The sequence below is a fragment of the Idiomarina aquatica genome (assembly GCF_003987185.1).
Lineage (GTDB): Bacteria > Pseudomonadota > Gammaproteobacteria > Enterobacterales > Alteromonadaceae > Idiomarina > Idiomarina aquatica.
This window is the reverse complement of the sequence record NZ_PIPS01000006.1, coordinates 17350-36185: the sequence shown is the minus strand read 5'-3', so window position 1 is coordinate 36185 and position 18836 is coordinate 17350. Positions and strand designations below refer to the sequence as shown.

General features: G+C 50.1%; 16 protein-coding genes. 11 read left to right on the top strand and 5 right to left on the bottom strand.

The features are described 5' to 3' along the window. Positions 1-100: 100 nt before the first annotated feature. Together trmB and CWE23_RS13280 are read right to left on the bottom strand one after the other, a co-directional pair. Positions 101-814, bottom strand: coding sequence for a tRNA (guanosine(46)-N7)-methyltransferase TrmB (gene trmB / locus CWE23_RS13285; RefSeq protein ID WP_105307018.1), 714 nt, complete (start codon positions 812-814; stop codon positions 101-103). Positions 815-920: 106 nt separating this feature from the next. Then, positions 921-2015, bottom strand: a complete 1095-nt coding sequence (locus CWE23_RS13280; protein WP_126820497.1) for an OmpA family protein — start codon at positions 2013-2015, stop codon at positions 921-923. A 205-nt stretch (positions 2016-2220) separates the two neighbouring features. Here CWE23_RS13280 and mutY point away from each other — a divergent pair, with 205 nt between their 5' ends. The 4 genes from mutY to CWE23_RS13260 all read left to right on the top strand — a co-directional run bounded on the left by mutY (position 2221) and on the right by CWE23_RS13260 (position 6063). Then, on the top strand, positions 2221-3285 hold the full coding sequence (mutY, locus tag CWE23_RS13275) for an A/G-specific adenine glycosylase (protein WP_198678850.1): 1065 nt from the start codon (positions 2221-2223) through the stop codon (positions 3283-3285). Next, positions 3282-3554, top strand: a complete 273-nt coding sequence (locus tag CWE23_RS13270) for an oxidative damage protection protein (RefSeq protein ID WP_105307020.1) — start codon at positions 3282-3284, stop codon at positions 3552-3554. Before mutY ends, CWE23_RS13270 begins: the two co-directional genes overlap by 4 nt. A 143-nt stretch (positions 3555-3697) precedes the next feature. Then, on the top strand, positions 3698-4813 hold the full coding sequence (gene proB, locus CWE23_RS13265; RefSeq protein WP_105307021.1) for a glutamate 5-kinase: 1116 nt from the start codon (positions 3698-3700) through the stop codon (positions 4811-4813). Then, positions 4810-6063: a glutamate-5-semialdehyde dehydrogenase gene (locus tag CWE23_RS13260; RefSeq protein WP_105307022.1), complete on the top strand. Its 1254-nt coding sequence runs from the start codon at positions 4810-4812 to the stop codon at positions 6061-6063. Before proB ends, CWE23_RS13260 begins: the two co-directional genes overlap by 4 nt. Positions 6064-6144: 81 nt before the next feature. Here the strand turns inward: CWE23_RS13260 and waaA are convergent, their stop codons facing one another. Next, positions 6145-8181, bottom strand: coding sequence for a lipid IV(A) 3-deoxy-D-manno-octulosonic acid transferase (waaA, locus tag CWE23_RS13255; RefSeq protein WP_241970653.1), 2037 nt, complete (start codon positions 8179-8181; stop codon positions 6145-6147). Further along, positions 8130-8882: a glycosyltransferase gene (locus tag CWE23_RS13250; RefSeq protein ID WP_105307023.1), complete on the bottom strand. Its 753-nt coding sequence runs from the start codon at positions 8880-8882 to the stop codon at positions 8130-8132. The genes waaA and CWE23_RS13250 overlap by 52 nt, the downstream gene beginning before the upstream one ends. Before the next feature lie 120 nt (positions 8883-9002). Here CWE23_RS13250 and CWE23_RS13245 point away from each other — a divergent pair, with 120 nt between their 5' ends. The 3 genes from CWE23_RS13245 to CWE23_RS13235 are packed head-to-tail and all read left to right on the top strand — an operon-like array spanning position 9003 to position 11762. Then, entirely contained in the window at positions 9003-9662 is a 660-nt protein-coding gene (locus CWE23_RS13245; RefSeq protein ID WP_105307024.1) for a flavin reductase family protein, read from the top strand. Then, entirely contained in the window at positions 9655-11217 is a 1563-nt protein-coding gene (locus CWE23_RS13240) for a cryptochrome/photolyase family protein (protein ID WP_126820496.1), read from the top strand. The genes CWE23_RS13245 and CWE23_RS13240 overlap by 8 nt, the downstream gene beginning before the upstream one ends. A gap of 17 nt (positions 11218-11234) precedes the next feature. After that, positions 11235-11762 carry a lipocalin family protein gene (locus CWE23_RS13235; RefSeq protein WP_105307026.1) on the top strand — a complete coding sequence of 176 codons (528 nt, stop codon included), beginning with the start codon at positions 11235-11237 and terminating at the stop codon, positions 11760-11762. 8 nt (positions 11763-11770) lie between these two features. Here the strand turns inward: CWE23_RS13235 and CWE23_RS13230 are convergent, their stop codons facing one another. Beyond that, entirely contained in the window at positions 11771-13552 is a 1782-nt protein-coding gene (locus CWE23_RS13230) for a DEAD/DEAH box helicase (RefSeq protein WP_105307789.1), read from the bottom strand. 376 nt (positions 13553-13928) lie between these two features. Here CWE23_RS13230 and CWE23_RS13225 point away from each other — a divergent pair, with 376 nt between their 5' ends. From CWE23_RS13225 to zapE, 4 genes are all read left to right on the top strand, one after another. Further along, positions 13929-15386 (top strand): NAD-dependent succinate-semialdehyde dehydrogenase, encoded by a 1458-nt coding sequence (locus CWE23_RS13225; protein WP_241970652.1) that lies wholly within the window; start codon positions 13929-13931, stop codon positions 15384-15386. Next, positions 15383-16753, top strand: a complete 1371-nt coding sequence (locus tag CWE23_RS13220; RefSeq protein WP_126820495.1) for an aldehyde dehydrogenase family protein — start codon at positions 15383-15385, stop codon at positions 16751-16753. Before CWE23_RS13225 ends, CWE23_RS13220 begins: the two co-directional genes overlap by 4 nt. Before the next feature lie 88 nt (positions 16754-16841). Then, positions 16842-17693, top strand: a complete 852-nt coding sequence (trxA, locus tag CWE23_RS13215; protein WP_105307029.1) for a thioredoxin — start codon at positions 16842-16844, stop codon at positions 17691-17693. Positions 17694-17749: 56 nt separating this feature from the next. Further along, positions 17750-18826, top strand: coding sequence for a cell division protein ZapE (gene zapE / locus CWE23_RS13210; protein WP_126820494.1), 1077 nt, complete (start codon positions 17750-17752; stop codon positions 18824-18826). The last annotated feature ends 10 nt before the right edge of the window (positions 18827-18836 follow it).

Genomic DNA, 18836 nt, shown 5'->3' with positions numbered 1-18836 from the left:
GGCTCCTGGCTTAGCCCCCTCGAGTTCTGCCAACAGCGTATTCACTTGGCTGCTATCTCGCGGCGTTAGCTGACGCCCCGGACAATTTTCCTCGCCATAATCAGCGCTGAAACATCAAATCCCAAACGCCGTGACCTTTGCGTTCGCCTCGTTGCTCAAATTTGGTCTTCGGCCGTGTTGTCGGACGGGGCACATAGTCGTTGGTTGCTGACAGGTTCGTCAATTCAGCATTGGCATTCAGTACGTCCAGCATATGTTCGGCATAATTTTGCCAGTCGGTGGCCAGGTGCAGAATTCCGCCAGGCACGAGCTTTTGTACCAACAGTTCGACAAACTCAGGTTGAATGATACGGCGTTTATGATGGCGTTTTTTATGCCAAGGGTCCGGGAAGAAGATCTGTACCCGATCCAATGAGTGGTCTGCGATGCACTGTTTCAGCACCTCGACGGCGTCTTCATTGTAGATACGCAGGTTATTAACACCTTCCTGCTCAGCGGCCATTAAGCAGGCACCAACGCCCGGCTCATGCACTTCTACCCCGATAAAATTGCGATCGGGCTCATTGTGTGCCATTTCGACCAACGAGTGACCCATGCCAAATCCAATTTCCAGAGTCACCGGGTGGTCATTGCCAAACACCGCCTTAAGATCCAGCTGGCCACCGGCAATACTGAGCCCCATGACCGGCCATTGACGCTCAATCGCTGCAGCCTGGCCCTTGGTCAGACGCCCCTCGCGTTTCACAAAACTACGTACGGTACGTACATATTTACCCGCAGCAGCGGCTTCTTCGGCACTTTTGAATTGAGTCATGAATGGCTGTTATCCGATATTCTGAATGATGAGAAATAAAAAAAACGGGCCTACCCATTGGTAGACCCGTTCTATTTTAGCGGTTTATGGTGCTAAATCGCAACGCTTAGCGTTTAACCGGCACGCGGTTTACCACTTTCAATTCCGCTTCGATGCGACGGTTTTCCTGACGGTCAGTTGCACTGTTCTCAACCACTTTAGGCTGTGACTCACCGTGTCCTTTGTAATCAACACGGTTGGCGGCGATACCAAAGCGCTTAATTAACACATCGCCCACTGACTTCGCGCGGCGTTCCGATAGCCACTGGTTATAGTCTGCCTCACCGGTAGAGTCAGTATGACCGTGGATGGTAATGCTTAGCTGCGGGTGTTCCTTCATAAAGTTTGCCATTTCTTCGATGGCACCCATCGCTGACTCACGAACTTTTGATGAATTCAGGTCAAATTCGACCAGTAATTCTTCGCGAATCACTTCATTTTCATACATCACACAACCGGTTTCATCCACTGAATAATTTTTAGGTGTGTTGACACATTTGTCGTTACTATCGACCACACCGTCACCGTCTGAATCGACCGGTTGCTGTGGCTCCGGCTGTGGTTCCGGCTGAGCCTGTTGAGGTTCAACCTGCGGGCGAGTCTTTGGCGCAACTGTTGCAGGCTCGCCAAACCATAATTGCAAACCGAAGTTCACAAAGGACTCCGTGTGATCCAGTTCCCAACCTTGCTGAACACCACCTTCAACTCGCCAAGAAAGTTGATCATTAATAAACTGTCTATGGCCTACGGTTGCGCGCACCATAGCATCAGATAAGTCACCGACCTCGGTGCCATTAATACCTAAACCAGCGTAAACTAGGTCGTTAAAATGGTACAGAAAATCAGAACCAAATGACTGTCCATAAAGATCGCCGGGACTACCCTCAATTGATGCCTCAACATAGTCATAATAAATTCGAGTTTCCCAGTATTGGGTTAACATAAAACCAATTTCAACGCCGGTGTCTAGTGTGTCAAAGCCGGTATCAACGTTATAAAGTTCACCATTCTTATAACCAACGCGATCCGAATCTAGGTTCAATGCGCCAAAACGCGCCCCGACATAAAATTCTCCGGGTTGTTTTTGGGTCTGTTGAGCCATCGCTGCTGAGGTCATTCCAACGCTGACCAACGCAAGTAAAACAGCATTTAATTTCTTCATTGCAAGCTCCTTGTTACTGCAATAAGCATATTACTTCTTGCACCCTTATACGACATTTTACGTATAACGATCACAATATGAATTACGTTAACCGTTATTATAGTACTAACTGGAAAAATGTCAGATGAGTTTGCAAATATTTACAGATACTTCATGGTAGGCTCATCCTACACTAAAGCCATACAAGTTAAGGAGTAGTTAATAAATGGCAAGCCGTCAACTGCAGGCTGATTTCAGCGGTTTGGTACTCGCCTGGTTTGACCAACACGGGCGTAAAAATTTGCCTTGGCAACACAATAAATCCGCTTACCGCGTTTGGGTATCCGAGATCATGTTGCAGCAAACTCAAGTGACTACTGTTATCCCCTATTTCGAACGTTTCATGGCGAGGTTTCCAACCGTCAATGATCTGGCTACCGCCGATATTGATACGGTACTAAGCCTCTGGAGCGGCTTGGGCTATTACGCGCGAGCTCGAAACCTCCACAAAGCCGCACAATATGTTGTCGAGCACTACGACGGTGTATTTCCATGCTCTCAGCAACAATTGGAGTCTTTGCCTGGTGTCGGCCGCTCCACCGCGGGCGCGATTGCATCACTCGGCTGTGGTGAGTATGCGGCCATTCTGGACGGTAATGTCAAACGAGTACTCGCACGTTATTTTTTAGTCGCGGGCTGGCCGGGCCGCACTGCCGTTTTAAAACAACTATGGTTGCTGTCAGAACAAGTCACGCCGAGTCAACGACATGCCGACTTTAACCAGGCAATGATGGATTTAGGCGCATTGGTTTGTACGCGTAGCTCACCACGCTGTAATGATTGCCCTCTTAGCAAAGGCTGTGGTGCTTTTCAGCAAGGTACGCAAACAGACTACCCGGCTAAAAAGCCAAAGCAAGACAAACCGGTGAAAACCGTCGTCTTTGCGATTTATCAACGCGGCAACCAAGTACTCCTGCAACAACGCCCGGCACAGGGCATCTGGGGTGGTCTCTGGAGTTTTCCTGAATTTGAATCTACGGCACAACTTAGCGATACATTATCAGTGAGCGTAAGCAACCTGCATGCCCTGCCCTCGTTTCGACACACGTTCTCCCACTTCCATTTGGACTGTCATCCTGTCTTAATAGATAATTATGACGAAACATCACCGGCTGTGGCAGAGCCGTCGGGCAGTGACAAACAGCGTTGGCTGAGTCTGGATACCTCCCCCGACGTGGGTGTTTCCGCAGCAACTCAAAAAATTCTTCAACAATTAAAGGAATCATTATGAGCCGTACGGTTTTTTGCGAATATTTACAACGAGACGCAGAAGGTCTGGATTTTCAATTATACCCAGGCGAGCTCGGCGAGCGTATTTTTAACCACATCTCCAAACAGGCGTGGGCAGAGTGGCAGAAAAAACAAACCATGCTCATTAACGAGAAGCATCTGAACATGATGTCTGAAGACGATCGCAAATTTTTGGAAGAGCAGATGGTAGCGTTTCTGTTCGAACGGAAAACTATTGAAATTGAAGGCTACACACCGCCGGAAAACTAAACACGCGAAAAAAGATTGCAAAATCTCTGATTAGGCTAAATTATTGACTAAAATATTGACAATAGTTTCAGGTTATGAGCGTTACTGGAGCTTAAGCATCGATTCTGTTAGACTACTAACGAATTCAACAAAAGGGAGTCTTTATGAAAGCGCCATCCTGGCGAAGAGCCGTGCTTAAAGTTGGTAGTGCGCTCATCGCGCCAGATGAAACCGGAGTTAGTACCAAATACTTACTGCCCATTGCTCGTTTTATCAACGAGTGCCGTGAACGAGGCCAGGAAGTTGTATTAGTATCTTCAGGCAGTGTTGCCGCAGGTCGTAAGCATATTCACTTCGAACACAAGAAAGTTCCGGTCGCTGTTCGCAAAGCGATGTCAGCGGTAGGCCAGAACGAAATGATGGGGTATTGGTCGCGCTTTTTCGATTTTCCTTGCGCCCAGCTATTAATGACTCACAGCGACTTACGTGATCGTGCACGTTATGTGAGTATCAAGAACACCCTAAACAGATTGTTAGAGCACAACGTTTTGCCGGTCGTTAATGAAAACGACGCCTTGGCAACGGACGAAATGAAGGTCGGCGACAACGATAACTTGTCCGCGATGATCGCGACTCTGGTCGATGCCGATGCGCTCTTCATCTGTTCGGATATCGACGGGTTATATGACGCTGATCCGAATTTGAACCCGGAAGCTAAGAAAATACCGGTTGTCGAACAAATCGATGAAAGCATTTTCTCGCTGGCCGGCGGCTCGGTCAGTGCAGTAGGAACAGGTGGTATGCGCACCAAAGTAGAGGCGGCAGAAAAAGCAACCTCACACGGTATCGATACTTACATTGTTAATGGCCGCAAAGGTGAAACCTTTGAATCGCTACTACAAGGCGAAATTCCCGGAACACTGTTCCGTCGCCAGTCTGATCCTATCAGCAACAAGAAACATTGGCTCCGGCATACGCTGGTAGCCCAAGGTGAAATTCTCATCGACGAAGGCGCTGAGAAAGCGCTAATGGAAAATGGCGCGTCTTTATTAAGCTCAGGCATTGTTGATGTACAAGGCGACTTTGACCGCGGTGACGCCGTAGTGGTTCGTAGCGCGAACAACACAGACGCACTGGCAAAAGGCATTTGCCAGTACAGCTCGCACGAATTACTGCACATTAAAGGGCAACAAACAGAAGATATCGCCGAGCAATTTGGCTATAGCCCGATTACCGAAGTAATTCACCGCGACGATTTAATGATTTTGGAGGATTCATGAGCCAGCAGTTAGCAGAACAAATTGCCCAACGCGCAGCCAAAGCCGCTCGCGCCGTTGCTACTTTATCAGAGCAGGACAAAAACAACGTTCTGCAAAAAATGGCGGACGCCATTCGCAACCATAAAGACAACATCCTGGAAGTGAATAAAAAAGACATGGTTGCCGGCAAAGAAAAAGGCCTCAGCGACGCCATGATGGATCGCTTGCAGTTAAACGATGAACGTATCGAGGGCATGGCGACAGCCATTGAAGAAATCATCGCATTGAAAGACCCGGTAGGCGACAGCTATGTCCTGGAAGAGCGTCCCAATGGCCTGACCATCGAAAAAATGCGCATTCCGTTGGGTGTCATTGCGATGATTTACGAAGCACGCCCTAACGTTACCGCCGATGCGGGTGCGTTGTGCTTTAAATCCGGTAACGCCGTTATCCTGCGTTGTGGCCGCGAAGCCATCGAGAGCAGTAAAGCGATTGCAGAAGCTTTGCATGAAGCGTTGGAACAAAGTGGTTTGCCAAAAGACGTGATCACAGTGGTACCCACTCCGGATCGCGAACTGATGACCGAATTACTGCAACAGAAAGATTACATTGACCTGGTGATTCCACGCGGTGGTGAAGGTCTGATTCATTACGTCAGTGACACCAGTAAGATCCCGGTAATTCAGCACTATAAAGGCGTCTGCCACTTATATGTCGACAAAGACGCAGACCTTGATAAGGCGCTGGCTATTCTGCTGAACGGCAAGACGCAGCGTACTGGTGTTTGTAACGCCCTTGAAGGCCTGTTAGTGCATCAGGACGTAGCGGATAGCTTCCTGCCGATGGCAGCGAAAGCACTGGCGGAAAAAAACGTGGTTATCCACGCCGACAAGCGTTCAGTGAGCTATTTTGACGGCGCTGATGAAATTGCTGATGATGCGTTTGGTGAAGAGTATCTGGCGCTGGAGATTGCGGTACGTACCGTTGATGACTACGAAGCGGCGCTGGAACATATTCAGCAATTCGGCAGTGGTCACACCGAGGTTATCGTAACCGAGAATCAAGACACGGCGAAACGCTTCATCCGCGAAGTCGATTCTGCGGTCACCATGGCGAATGCCTCGTCACGTTTCTCAGACGGTGGTCAGCTTGGTTTAGGCGCCGAAATCGGTATTTCGACCAGCAAGCTGCACGCTTATGGCCCAATGGGCTTACAAGCATTAACAACAGAGAAGTTTGTGGTCACCGGCAACGGCCAAATCCGCGAATAACCGAAGCCACCGCTAATGCATTTAAAAAGCCTGCTCAACATCTGTTTGAGCAGGCTTTTTTATTCAGAGTATGGAGAGCGTTTAAGACTTTTCATAACCTGTTAAAAATTCAGGCCAGTCACGATTTTCTTTCCAGAAAAACGACTCGTTCTTACCCTTTTCTTTCACTAATGATCGTTTCAGTCTTGCCAGATTGTCCTGCTTCCATTGATCAGGCTCTTTAAAACCACATTTATCAAAGTCAACAATCCATGCTTTGTCCTGGTCATCCAGCATCAAGTTATGACAGTTTAAGTCTGAGTGATAAACGTTGTGGTTATGCATCTGCTTCACCGCAGCACCAAGAGTTTGCCATTGTTCTGCAGTTAAAGGCTTGTCACGCAGCAACCGGAAAACATCAATAGCCCCCGGGATCACCTCAACTAAAATATCTGCCCGATAACTGAACAGCCCGGTTTTAATCATTCTTGCAGCGATCGGTTTGGGTACCGGTAATCCCAGTTCTACCAATTTACCCAGTAAATCAAATTCATGAATCGCACGGCTTTGCTGTTCAGGTTCGCGCCAAAACCGGTCTTTATTCACCTTGCCCACTAATCCACCACGATAATAATGGCGCAATAACATGCCATGATCACCCTGCTGAATAAACCAGACCGTAGCCCGTCCGGTCGAATTACCGGCAATCGCTTTTTGTTGCTGCCAGTATTTGGGAGAAAAATGTTTCGCTTCACACTCCGGCAAAACCGCTGAATCAAATTTTATAAACTCTTTGCCGTTGGTCTGAGTTTTTACCATGAAGTTTCCTGTAAAAGTTGCTTGCAAGGCCCTTTCCCGGACACGTTGTGTCGCACCTTTGTGTTGTAATAGTACCTTCTGCGCCGCTGCAATCTGTTGCTGACGAGTGTTGCTGTCAGACAGTAACTCAGCGACTTGATCGACAAGGGTATCGCAATCGTCGACCCAACGTACACCTTTGGCACGGTTTAACTGTTGATAGATTTCCGCAAAGTTATACACCGAGCGACCCGACAGCACCGCACTGCCGCCCGCGATCAGTTCCAGTGGGTTATGCCCACCCCGCTCAATCAAGCTGCCACCAACGAAGCTGATGTCAGCGGCGCAGCTCCAAACCAACATTTCGCCCATGGAGTCGGCGATAAGCACCGAGTCGTCGTTGGGCATTTCGGTAATTTCACTGCGCCGTGTAAAATCAACACCGGCTGCATTCAACAGTTCAGCGACGCGCTCAAACTGCTCCGGGTGGCGGGGTGCAATCACCAGTTGAACATCGTATGCCCGCTTAATTTTCGCATAAGCGTCCAGGATGATCTCATGCTCGCCGGGATGCGTGCTGGCACAAAGCCATACCGGCTTGTCCGCCACTGCAGTAAAAAATGTCCGCGCCTGACAGCGCTGCTCATCGGTGACCGTAACATCAAATTTCAAGTTACCATCAACCGTCACAGCAGGTGCACCGAGCGCTCGGAATCTTCGGGCTGACGCCTGTGTTTGTGCGCTCACCAGCGCCAGTTGTTGCCAAACTGGGCGCAACAGTGCCTGTAATCGCCGATAACCCGCGGCCGACGGTTGTGATAGGCGGGCATTGAGCAAGGCCACAGGAATACGACGGCGTTTCAATTCGTCTAAAAACCGTGGCCACAGTTCTGTTTCCATCAACCACACCGCTTGAGGGGCTAGTCGCTCAATGAAACGCTTTACCGCACCGGGATAATCCAGCGGAAAATAGACACAGTTAACGCGGTCGCCAAAGCGTGCTTCGATAAGTCGCCGCGCCGTCGGCGTCATGCAGGTAACGGTTATGGGCAACATCGGGTACTCAGCTAACAACTGTGCTATCAGTCCCTTCGCCGCCAGTGTTTCGCCCACAGATACGCTGTGAATCAACAGGCCGCCCTGGTACTCAGCTTTAGTGGCAGTAAAGCCCAAGCGTTCACCCAGATGTTGACGATAACCTGGGTCCTTGCGACCACGCAGCCAAAAATAAAGCACCAACAGCGGCACTAATGCTGTCATCAATGCCGCGTACAGCCGTCGTAGCATAATTAACGCCAGTACTCGGCAATCCAACGCGTCGGTAATACCTTGCGGTACCATTTACCGCTACGGCCACGCAAGGCATCGTCAGGATGCGGTTTACCGTGGAAAATAATCACCTTAGCTCCCTCAGGGATCCGCGGCTGCTGGAAGAAGCTGAGCGGGAATGGACGCAGGCAGTGGCGTTTGAAGCTGCGGCACCACTGTGCCGGCCAGTATTTCAATTTACCCTGGCGGTCGACGAACTGAGTGATAAATTCCTGTTCGTTGCGCACCGGCTCGGTTGCCTTCTTCGGATCAGCCTTAAGATAATCCAGTGCATCTTCGTGCGCGCCGGCCTCAAAGCGGAACACCGAGGTATTACCGGTTGCATCGGACTTATCCCATTCTTTGATCACCAGGAATTCGCCTTCCGGCTCAAAGAACTCATCCAGGCTGCCGACAATAACGATATCAAGATCCAGGAACAGCGTTGGACCGCTTAAATCATGCAGCGGATTGGCAAAACAGGTCAGTTTTAACCAGCCGTGTGCTTTGGTCCATGGCACTTGCTTGTCAAAGTCCTCAAAACCAATTTTAGGTATCGGTTTAACCTCGACTTCGTTGCGAATGCCTTCATTATCGTCAGTAAGACAAACAAAGCGGAACGGCCGGCTCAAATTGCGGCTTACCATAGAATACAGCGTGTTGACGTAGTCAGAGCCGTATTTATTGCCCCACTTAATGCATAAAACGTTTACGGGATCGGCTTGGTTATTCATAATTGCTCCCACCAAATAAAGTAGCCGCATAATGCCATATTTTTCACTTTTTAGGTATTAGATCTGCTTGCACAGTCTGCTCGTATTAGCTTTTTACACCAGTGAAACGCAAGGAACGTTATGAAGCACTTTAATCAAAAAGAACTGGCAGACATGGAAAACGAGGCAAGAGTAAAATTTATTAACTCCTTGTCGGGTTTCAAAAGCGCAAATTTAATTGGCACCAGTAGCCGCCGCAACGAAGACAACCTGGCCATCATCAGCTCTGTTGTTCATCTTGGTGCTAACCCACCGTTGATTGGATTCATCATGCGCCCTCATTCCGTCAGCCGCCATACTCTGGAAAATATTGAAGAGACCGGAGTCTATACCATTAACCACGTTCATACCGGTATCGTTAAACAAGCGCATCAAACATCAGCGCGGTATCAACGCGAACAATCGGAGTTTGAACAAACCGGTCTCACGCCGGCCCGCTATGATGGCTTTCATGCACCTTACGTTGAAGAAAGTCGCTTATCAATGGGCGTCAAACTGGTGGAAGTTGCCAGCATCACGCACAACGGTACCGAATTTGTCATTGGCGAAATTCAATGGGTAAGAACCGAAGAGTCGGCGATTCTCGATGACGGTTTTATCGATATTGAAGCACTGGAAACCGTCACCGTGTCCGGCCTCGATCGCTACCACACAACATCGGGCTTATGTCGTTTAAGTTACGCCAAGCCCGATCGCGAACCCACTGAAATTCCATTGAGTGGACCTAAGCAGGATGACTAACAAGCGCTATCAAACCCTACGATTGATCTTAGGTGACCAGCTCAACGCCAGTCATAGCTGGTTTCAGCACCAGCAAAAGGACGTACTTTATGTGATGATGGAAGTCGCGCAGGAAACCGATTACGTTCGCCATCATCGGCAAAAAGTGCTGGCCTTTTTTGCGGCGATGCGCAACTTTGCCAAGGCGCTCACCAGCAAAGGTTTTGACGTTCACTATCTGAGACTCGATGATGAACAAAACACCGGCTCCATCACTGACAACCTTGCCGCCTTGTTAGCCCGTTATCCGGATGCCCAATTGCAGTGTCAGCTGCCCGATGAATATCGGCTCGATCACCAGTTACGCTCCTGGGCCGGCGCTGGAAACATAACCATTGAATGGTTTGACAGTGAGCACTTCCTTACTCAGCGAAATTGCCTGGATAAGATCTTCAAAAGTGACGATAGCCTGCTAATGGAAACCTTTTATCGCCATATGCGGCGCCGACTCGGGATCCTCATGGACGGCGATAAACCGCTTGGCGGCAAGTGGAATTTTGACGCCGATAACCGCAAAAAGCTGCCAAAAAATGTAACCGTACCGGAACCTCTTTGCTTCGCCAATGACGTTTCCGACATCGACACCATGCTCTCCAAGTGTGGCATAGCAACGCTTGGCAATGCCCGGCCCCAACGGCTGCTTTGGCCAACCTCCCGCGCACAGGCAAGGCAATTGCTCAGTTATTTTTGTCAGCACTTACTTCCTTATTTCGGCACCTATCAAGACGCCATGGCTTTGCCAGAGCAACATCAGCATGCCTGGAGTCTTTTCCATTCTCGTTTATCATTTGCGCTGAACAGTAAAATGCTCAGTCCTCTTGAGGTGGTCAGCAACGTGGTCGAGCACTGGCAACAACGCTCGGATGAGATTGAACTCAACCAGGTCGAGGGTTTCGTTCGCCAGATTATCGGCTGGCGAGAATATGTTCGTGGTATTTACTGGCGCTTTATGCCGAATTACAAAAACCAGAACCAGTTGCAGCACCAACGCGATTTGCCGGCTTTCTATTGGGATGCCGACACTCATATGAATTGCGTCCGACAGGCGGTTCAGCAGTCGCTCGATTATGCCTACGCACATCACATTCAACGGCTGATGATTACCGGCAATTTTGCGCTGCTGGCGGGCGTGCACCCCGATCACGTTGATGCCTGGTATCTTGGTATCTATATCGATGCCATTGAGTGGGTCGAGCTACCCAATACCCGCGGCATGAGTCAGTATGCCGACGGCGGAATACTGGCGACCAAACCCTACGTTGCCAGCGCCAACTACGTGCATAAAATGAGCCACTACTGCAGCGACTGTTACTACCAACACACCCAAAAAACCGGTGATAAAGCCTGCCCGTTTAACAGCCTTTACTGGCACTTTATCGACCGCCATCAACAAGCATTTGCGCAAAATCAGCGCATGAGTATGATGTATTCAGTTTGGCACAAAAAAACGCCGTCTGAGCGAGAGCAGATACTGCAGCAGGCTCAGCATTATTTGGACAACATGAATACCCTCTAAAGAGTAAGGAATTCGCTATGAAACATGGGCTGCTGGCAGCACTTACCGCGCTCCTCCTGTTAGGCTGCAAATCGAATCCGACGCCTGTTGCAGAGCCGGTTCAGTCATTTCAGGCCGAGCGTTATTTGGGCAAGTGGTATGAAATACTGCGGATGCCGCATGGCTTTGAGGAAAACCTCATTGCGGTAACCGCCGAGTATCGTCTAAACGGCGATAATACGCTGGAAGTCACCAACCGCGGTTGGCATATTAATGACAAAGAGTGGCAAACAGCCATTGGCCGTGCCGAGCCGGTTGACGGTATGACGGCGGCCTATCAGGTGACGTTTTTCTGGCCATTTTATGGTGGCTATTATGTTAGCTGGCTGGACAAAGATTATCAGCTGGCCATCGTAACCAGTGACTCTAAAGACTACTTTTGGCTGTTATCGCGAACCCCCGATGTGGATCAGAGTGATATTGATTACGCGCTGGCGAAAGCCAATGAGTGGGGATTTGATATTGACCGGATGATCGAGGTTGAACATCCGGCCAATTTGCCTTAGCGAGCTACTTAGTTAAAGCGACGCGCTGCGCCCTGGCCACGACGACCATCGCGACGGCGCTCACCGCGCGCACTGTCACGCCCACCTCCGTCACGACCACCAGTACGTGGTGGACGTGGCGCACGACGCACCTGCTCAGAGGTCAGTTCGAGTGACATTGGTTGCTGACGAACACGAGCTTTCTTCAATACTTTTACTACCTCACCCGGCAAACCTTTCGGTAACTGCACTAACGAGTGCTGATCAAATAACTGGATTTGACCAATAAAGCGACTGTCCATTGACGCTTCGTTAGCAATCGCGCCAACAATGTCGCCCGGGCGAGCGCCATGCTCGCGACCGACCTGAATTTTATAGGTATCAAAGTCAGCATCAGTTGGGCGTGGCCCACGTGCCTTCTTACGATCACCGCGATCGGCACGGTCAGTCCGTTCACCACGTTCTGGGCGTTCACGCACGATACGATCTTCTTTCAGGAACAACGGACGCTGCTTGTGTTGTTGCTTTAACAGAGCTAATGCGATTTGTTCCGCGCTCAGATCCGATTCCTGCAACCATTTTTGCAGCAATTGCTCGACCGGTTGATGGTTTTCCTGCTCCAGTGTTGCGCGAATGGTCGTCAGTAATTGTTGCTGGCGATGTTCACTCAACTGCTGTGCGTTAGGCACCTCAAAGTACTCGATCGACGAGTTGGTCAGGCGCTCATAATGACGCAACAAGTGACGCTCTTTCGGACGGAAGAATAAAATCGCTTCCCCTTCACGACCCGCGCGGCCAGTACGACCGATACGGTGAACGTACGACTCAGTATCACCCGGTAAGTCATAGTTAATGACGTGAGTAATTTCAGGAACGTCAAGACCACGGGCAACAACATCCGTTGCCACCAGAATCTCAATGTGACCGCTACGCAATTGACTCACTGTCTGCTCACGTTGCGCCTGATTCAAGTCACCACTTAACGGCGATGCTTTAAAGCCAGACCGTTGCAACAGCTCCGCCACATCCATCGTATCCTGACGGGTACGCACGAAAATCAGTGCACGTTGGTACGGGGTGACTTCCAACAAACGGGTTAATGCCGTCATTTTGGTCAAGCCCGCCACTTTCCACGCTTTTTGCTTAATCGTCGCTTTTTCACGGGCAATCGCTTCGATCTGAATGTTAAGCGGATCGGTCAGGAAGGTTTTCGCCAACTTACGAATAGCGCCAGGCATGGTTGCCGAGAACAACGCACGTTGAGCACTTTCAGGAACCGCGCTAAGAATCTTTTCGATGTCTTCGATAAAGCCCATGTTCAACATTTCGTCAGCTTCGTCGAGTACCGCAACGCGCAAGGCGTCCAGTTTTAGCACGTTCTTATTAAGCAGATCGATCAACCGACCCGGCGTGCCGACGATGACCGGAGTACCCTTCTTAAGGGCCTGGATTTGTGGTCCAAATGCCGAGCCACCGTAAACGGTAGCAACATCAACACCTTTTAGCTGTTGCGCAAAGCTTTCAATAGCTTCCGCAACCTGAATCGCCAACTCGCGAGTCGGAGTAACAACCAGTACCTGCGTTTGACGCACTGATGGATCAATTGCGGCCAGCGCCGGCAAGCCAAATGCTGCCGTTTTACCGGTTCCTGTCTGCGCTTCACCCAGTACATCTTTACCGTCCAGTAACGCCGGAATTGACTGTTGCTGAATAGGAGTCGGTTGGGTAAAACCCAGCTTTTCCAGTTGGTTAAAGATAGCAGCAGGTAGTGCCATGTCGGCAAACGACATCGCTGAAATAGAATTTGACATGAATTTCTCACTCATTCCTGTTTGCCCAAGGCAAACGTACAACAAAAATAAGGGGTCCGGCCCGGCGACAGGAATCAATGACAAGCGCAATCGTAGCTTACGCTGTGCGTATGCCTACGGTTGAATAGAATATCTGGAATCAGGCGCTCAACCCCACGAATCAAGGGTTACCGCAGCCTCTAGATGCCAGCAGTCAGTGCTGGTATAAGCGGATTTCCTTGAAGAACGCGCATTATACGCAGTTTACCGACAAATACAAGTGAGAACGTTAATTATGGTTAATCATTGAGCGACAATGCAGTTTTTACGAAAAAGTTGAACCATTACGTCAATTATTGCCTACATTGTAATAGATACTTTTTTGGAAGGAGGCACTATGTCAGCGCATTCTATGTCGTCGCTAACAAAAACGGATTGTTTTATTGAGGGTCATTGGGTTCCTACCGATAAACGTTTCAGCGTAACTAACCCGGCCACCGGTGAGTCGATCACAGAAGTCGCGGATGCCGGTGAAGATCTCACCCACCGCGCCATCAACGTGGCTGAAGCTGCACTCCCAAAATGGGCTAAAAAGACCGCTAAAGAACGTGCCGACCTGCTGCGTAAATGGTATCAGGCCATGATGGATAACAAACAGGCACTGGCCGAGCTGATGAGTGCCGAGCAAGGTAAACCGGTCGCCGAAGCGGCTGGCGAAGTCGAGTACGGCGCCAGCTTTGTGGATTGGTTCGCCAGTGAAGCCGAGCGTATTGATGGTGACATTCTGCCGGTTGCCGATAACAGCAAACGGGTGTTCGTGATGAAACAACCGATTGGCGTATGCGCTGCCATCACGCCGTGGAACTTCCCCAACGCCATGATTACACGCAAAATCGCACCAGCATTGGCGGCCGGCTGTACCATCGTGGTCAAGCCACCCCAACTAACCCCGTTATCCAGTTTGGCGCTTGCACAGTTAGCCAGTGAGGTCGGTATTCCTGATGGCGTTATCAATCTTATCCCGACAAGCGACGCCAAAACCGTTGGAAAAATCCTGGCGACGTCGCCCAAGGTGCGTAAATTATCATTCACCGGCTCTACCGGCGTTGGTAAAATTCTGATGCAGCAATGTGCCGAGAATGTGAAGAAAATTTCCCTCGAATTGGGCGGCAATGCACCATTCATTGTGTTCGATGACGCGGATATTAATGCAGCCGCCGAACAATTAATGGCCTGCAAATTCCGTAATGGTGGCCAAACTTGTATTGCCGCCAACCGCGTACTGGTTGATGAAAAGGTAAAAGACGACTTCATTAAAGCCATTACCAACAAGGTCAAAGCATTAAAAGTCGGACCGGGCGATGAAGAAGGCGTCGAACTCGGCCCATTGATTGATCAAGATGCCGTCGATAAAGTTCAACGACTGGTGGTGTCAGCCACATCCGACGGTGCGACTCTGGAAACCGGCGGTGAAGTACTGACCCGGCTAGGCGATCTGTTCTATGCGCCAACGGTGATCAGCGGCGTAACCGAGGAGATGGAAATTAACAGCGAAGAGATTTTTGGCCCGGTGATTGCCATCAGCACCTTTGCGACGGAAGAAGAAGCCATCGAGAAAGCCAACAATACGCCCTTTGGGCTGGCCTCGTATTTTGCCAGCAAAGACACCGCACGCATTTTCCGGGTGAGTGAAGCACTGGAATACGGCATGGTCGGCGTTAACACCGGCGGCATTTCTCACGCCTATAATCCTTTTGGCGGCATAAAAGAATCTGGTGTTGGACGAGAGGGGTCAAAATACGGTATAGATGAGTACCTGGAAATTAAGACAGTAACTCTCGGCGGACTCGGATGAACACATGGCAATCGCTACTGGATGACCTCAATCACACCTTTCGCACCGGGCTGACACGCCCGGTGTCCTGGCGTAAAGAGCAACTGAAACAATTGTTGCAGTTCCTCAACGACCATGAACAAGACCTGCTTGATGCCTTAAAAAAGGACTTAGGTAAGCACCCCAGCGAAGCCCGCCTGACCGAACTGCAGTTTTTACGCTCTGACATTAAACATACCCTTGCCAGTATCGCATCATGGGTCAGACCGCAGCGCGTTAAAACACCGATGTTAGCCTGGCCCGCTAAAAGTGAACTGGTGCCGGAGCCGCTCGGTACAGTATTGATACTCGGTGCCTGGAATTATCCGGTGCAACTGTTACTGGCACCGCTGATTGCGGCGATAGCGGCCGGCAACTGTGCGGTTATCAAGCCGTCGGAACACGCAAAGCATGTGGCCCAGGTGATGGGCAAAAATTTACCGAATTATTTGGATGCATCAGCCATCCGGGTCGTCAATGGCGAGGTTGACGTGTCATCGGAGCTGACTCAGTTACCCTTTGATCATATCTTTTACACCGGCGGTGAACAGGCGGCGCGTGCGATTCTTGCCGCTGCCGCACCGAATTTAACGCCGGTGACACTGGAGCTTGGCGGTAAAAGTCCGGCGGTCGTTCTCGCCGACAGTGACATCAAGGTCAGTGCCCGCCGTATCGTCTGGGGTAAGTTTTTAAATGCCGGACAGACCTGTATTGCGCCGGACTATGTGTTGGTTGAGGAAGCGGTCAAAGCTGAACTGATCGAACAATTAACCTCCTCCATTAACGAGTTTTATGGTGACGATCCGCAAACCAGCGATGACTATGGGCGGATCATCCATCAAGCCCATTATCAACGCTTAGTCGATAGCCTAAAAGACCAACACATTCTGCACGGCGGCGACTTTTCCAAACGCGAGCGCTATATTGCACCGACGCTAGTGGATAACGTCGAGGCCAGCCACTCGCTGATGAAAGAGGAAATTTTCGGTCCCATCCTGCCGATTGTCAGCATCGACTCTGCGAATGAGGCGATTGAATACATCAGCGCGCGCCCCAAACCTTTGGCGTTGTATGTATTCAGTAAAAATAAACGAACCTTAAAGCAATTTACTCAACGCGTTGCGGCCGGTAACGTCTGTTACAACGACACGCTGATGTTTATGCTCAACGATGAAATGCCGTTTGGCGGTGTCGGCCGCAGCGGCATGGGTCGTTACCACGGGCGTTTCGGGTTTGATACCTTCAGCCATCTAAAACCCGTAATGACGCGTCGCTTTATGCTCGATGTTGCGCTGCGCTATCCTCCCTACAGCCGACTAAAAGACAAAGTTTTATCGTGGTTTAGTTAAAAAAGTTTCGTTAGCGCACCATTGAAATTTATCACCGGCGTCTGCATATCCTTTATTATCATTCAGAACAAAGGAGCGGACGCCCGTTATGGCTGCCGATAACATCGTTGATGTCACGATTCAGAACTTTCAGCAAGTGCTGCTGGAAGGTTCAAAAGAAAAACTCGTCATAATAGATTTTTGGGCGGATTGGTGTGAGCCCTGCAAACAGTTGATGCCAACACTGGAACGCATTGCCAGCCAATATCCAGAACAAGTAACGCTGGCTAAAATAAACTGTGACGACCAGCAGGAGCTGGCCATGCAGTTTGGTATTCGTAGCCTACCCACCGTCGCTTTCTTTAAAGATGGACAGCCGGTCGATAGCTTTGGCGGGGTGAAGTCAGAATCCGAAATTAAAGAAATGCTGAGCAAGCATTTACCCAGCCCTGCCGATGAGTATATCCAGCAGGCGCAACAGGCGATGGCGGAAGGCAACGCCGCCGATGCTTACACCTTTGCCAAGCAAGCGTTCGATATTGATAACCGCAATATGCTGGCATTAAAGCTGTTGGCAGAAGCCGCTGTCGACAATGGCCGGCTGGCACAGGCGAAAGAGCTGGCTGAAACCATTCCGATGGTGGAGCAGGACAATGACTATCAACGGTTAATGAGCAAAATCGAGTTAGCCGAACAAGCCGCTGACTCGCCCGAGATTCGTAATTTACAGCAACACGTCGAGCAGCAACCGGACGACTTTGCGACGCGCCTGCAATTGGCATTGGCACTGCAACAGGCTCACCGCGACGAGGAGGCACTGGATCATGCCTTTTATGTGATGCGCAAAGATCCGGCCAACGCCGATGCAAAACGTTTTGCACTGGACATTATTAATGCCCTGCCAGATGGTGATCCGCTCGCCTCACGCGCGCGTAGAACCCTTTACAGCATGATGTATTAAATGGCTGTTCACTAGCAACGAGTTTAGCCGGCATCCTCTGCCGGCCTTTTTTTACGATGCTCACTCGTTACCAGCAACTCATCGACCAACAACAACTGACCGCCGATCCGGCGCAGAAAAATGCCTGTGCGGCGCTTGATCACCTGGCACAGCGACTCAACCAGGGCCTCACAACCGAGAGTCTTTACCTTTACGGGCCGGTTGGCAGGGGTAAGTCGATGCTCATGGACCTGTTTTATGACAGCCTGTTCATTAATGCCAAGGTACGCCTCCATTATCACCACTTCATGCGCCGCGTACATCAGCAATTGCAACTCAATGAGGGGGAAACCAATCCATTGCAACATATTGCTGCCGCCTGGGCACAGCAATGCCGGGTCATTTGTCTCGATGAATTTATGGTCGAGGATATTGGTGATGCCATGCTGCTGGCAAACCTTTGGTCCGCGCTCTTCGATGCCGGCGTGGTATTGGTAACCACCTCCAATACGCCTCCTTCAGAGTTGTATCGCGGTGGTCTTGCCCGTCATCGATTTGAGCCTTTTATTGACTTGCTGAACCGGCAATGCCGTATTGTTGCTATTGATTCCGGTACCGATTATCGGCGTCTGACAGCAGCGGAAACTCCCTATTACCTCATCGGCCAGTCTCCCACTAAACTAAAATCATTGTGTGAACACTTGTCGGGGCCAGTGAGCCCAACTCACCAAATCACGGTAATGAACCGTCCCATCAATACGCTTTGGTGCAACAGCGCAATCGTTGGCTTTGATTTCCAGCAACTCTGTTCAGGTCCTCGCAGTCATCGCGATTACATGGAGCTAGCAGACCGTTACCGGGGTATTGCCGTTAACGCCGTGCCGCAATTTAGCCTGCAGCCGTGTGCCGAGGCCACGCAAGGTATCGAAGAGGGTTACCAGCGCGACCAAGCTTCGGTGCATCTCAGCCACCTGGATAATGAAGCTCGCCGATTTATTGCTCTGGTTGATGAATGCTATGACCGAAAATGCCTGCTGGTACTAACGGCAGCGGTTGATATCGACCAACTGTACCGCGCTGAACTGCTTAAATTTCCCTTCCAGCGGTGTGCCTCTAGGCTGTTCGAAATGCAAAATTGGAAGTTTGTTGCATAAATGTTGTACA

Coding starts and splice junctions, on each gene's coding strand:
- waaA (WP_241970653.1), bottom strand. CDS start 8,181: ATGGTACCGCAAGGTATTACCGACGCGTTGGATTGCCGAGTACTGGCG.
- trxA (WP_105307029.1), top strand. CDS start 16,842: ATGGCTGCCGATAACATCGTTGATGTCACGATTCAGAACTTTCAGCAA.
- CWE23_RS13270 (WP_105307020.1), top strand. CDS start 3,282: ATGAGCCGTACGGTTTTTTGCGAATATTTACAACGAGACGCAGAAGGT.
- CWE23_RS13225 (WP_241970652.1), top strand. CDS start 13,929: ATGTCAGCGCATTCTATGTCGTCGCTAACAAAAACGGATTGTTTTATT.
- CWE23_RS13260 (WP_105307022.1), top strand. CDS start 4,810: ATGAGCCAGCAGTTAGCAGAACAAATTGCCCAACGCGCAGCCAAAGCC.
- CWE23_RS13280 (WP_126820497.1), bottom strand. CDS start 2,015: ATGAAGAAATTAAATGCTGTTTTACTTGCGTTGGTCAGCGTTGGAATG.
- zapE (WP_126820494.1), top strand. CDS start 17,750: ATGCTCACTCGTTACCAGCAACTCATCGACCAACAACAACTGACCGCC.
- CWE23_RS13250 (WP_105307023.1), bottom strand. CDS start 8,882: ATGAATAACCAAGCCGATCCCGTAAACGTTTTATGCATTAAGTGGGGC.
- trmB (WP_105307018.1), bottom strand. CDS start 814: ATGACTCAATTCAAAAGTGCCGAAGAAGCCGCTGCTGCGGGTAAATAT.
- CWE23_RS13230 (WP_105307789.1), bottom strand. CDS start 13,552: ATGTCAAATTCTATTTCAGCGATGTCGTTTGCCGACATGGCACTACCT.
- mutY (WP_198678850.1), top strand. CDS start 2,221: ATGGCAAGCCGTCAACTGCAGGCTGATTTCAGCGGTTTGGTACTCGCC.
- proB (WP_105307021.1), top strand. CDS start 3,698: ATGAAAGCGCCATCCTGGCGAAGAGCCGTGCTTAAAGTTGGTAGTGCG.
- CWE23_RS13245 (WP_105307024.1), top strand. CDS start 9,003: ATGAAGCACTTTAATCAAAAAGAACTGGCAGACATGGAAAACGAGGCA.
- CWE23_RS13240 (WP_126820496.1), top strand. CDS start 9,655: ATGACTAACAAGCGCTATCAAACCCTACGATTGATCTTAGGTGACCAG.
- CWE23_RS13235 (WP_105307026.1), top strand. CDS start 11,235: ATGAAACATGGGCTGCTGGCAGCACTTACCGCGCTCCTCCTGTTAGGC.
- CWE23_RS13220 (WP_126820495.1), top strand. CDS start 15,383: ATGAACACATGGCAATCGCTACTGGATGACCTCAATCACACCTTTCGC.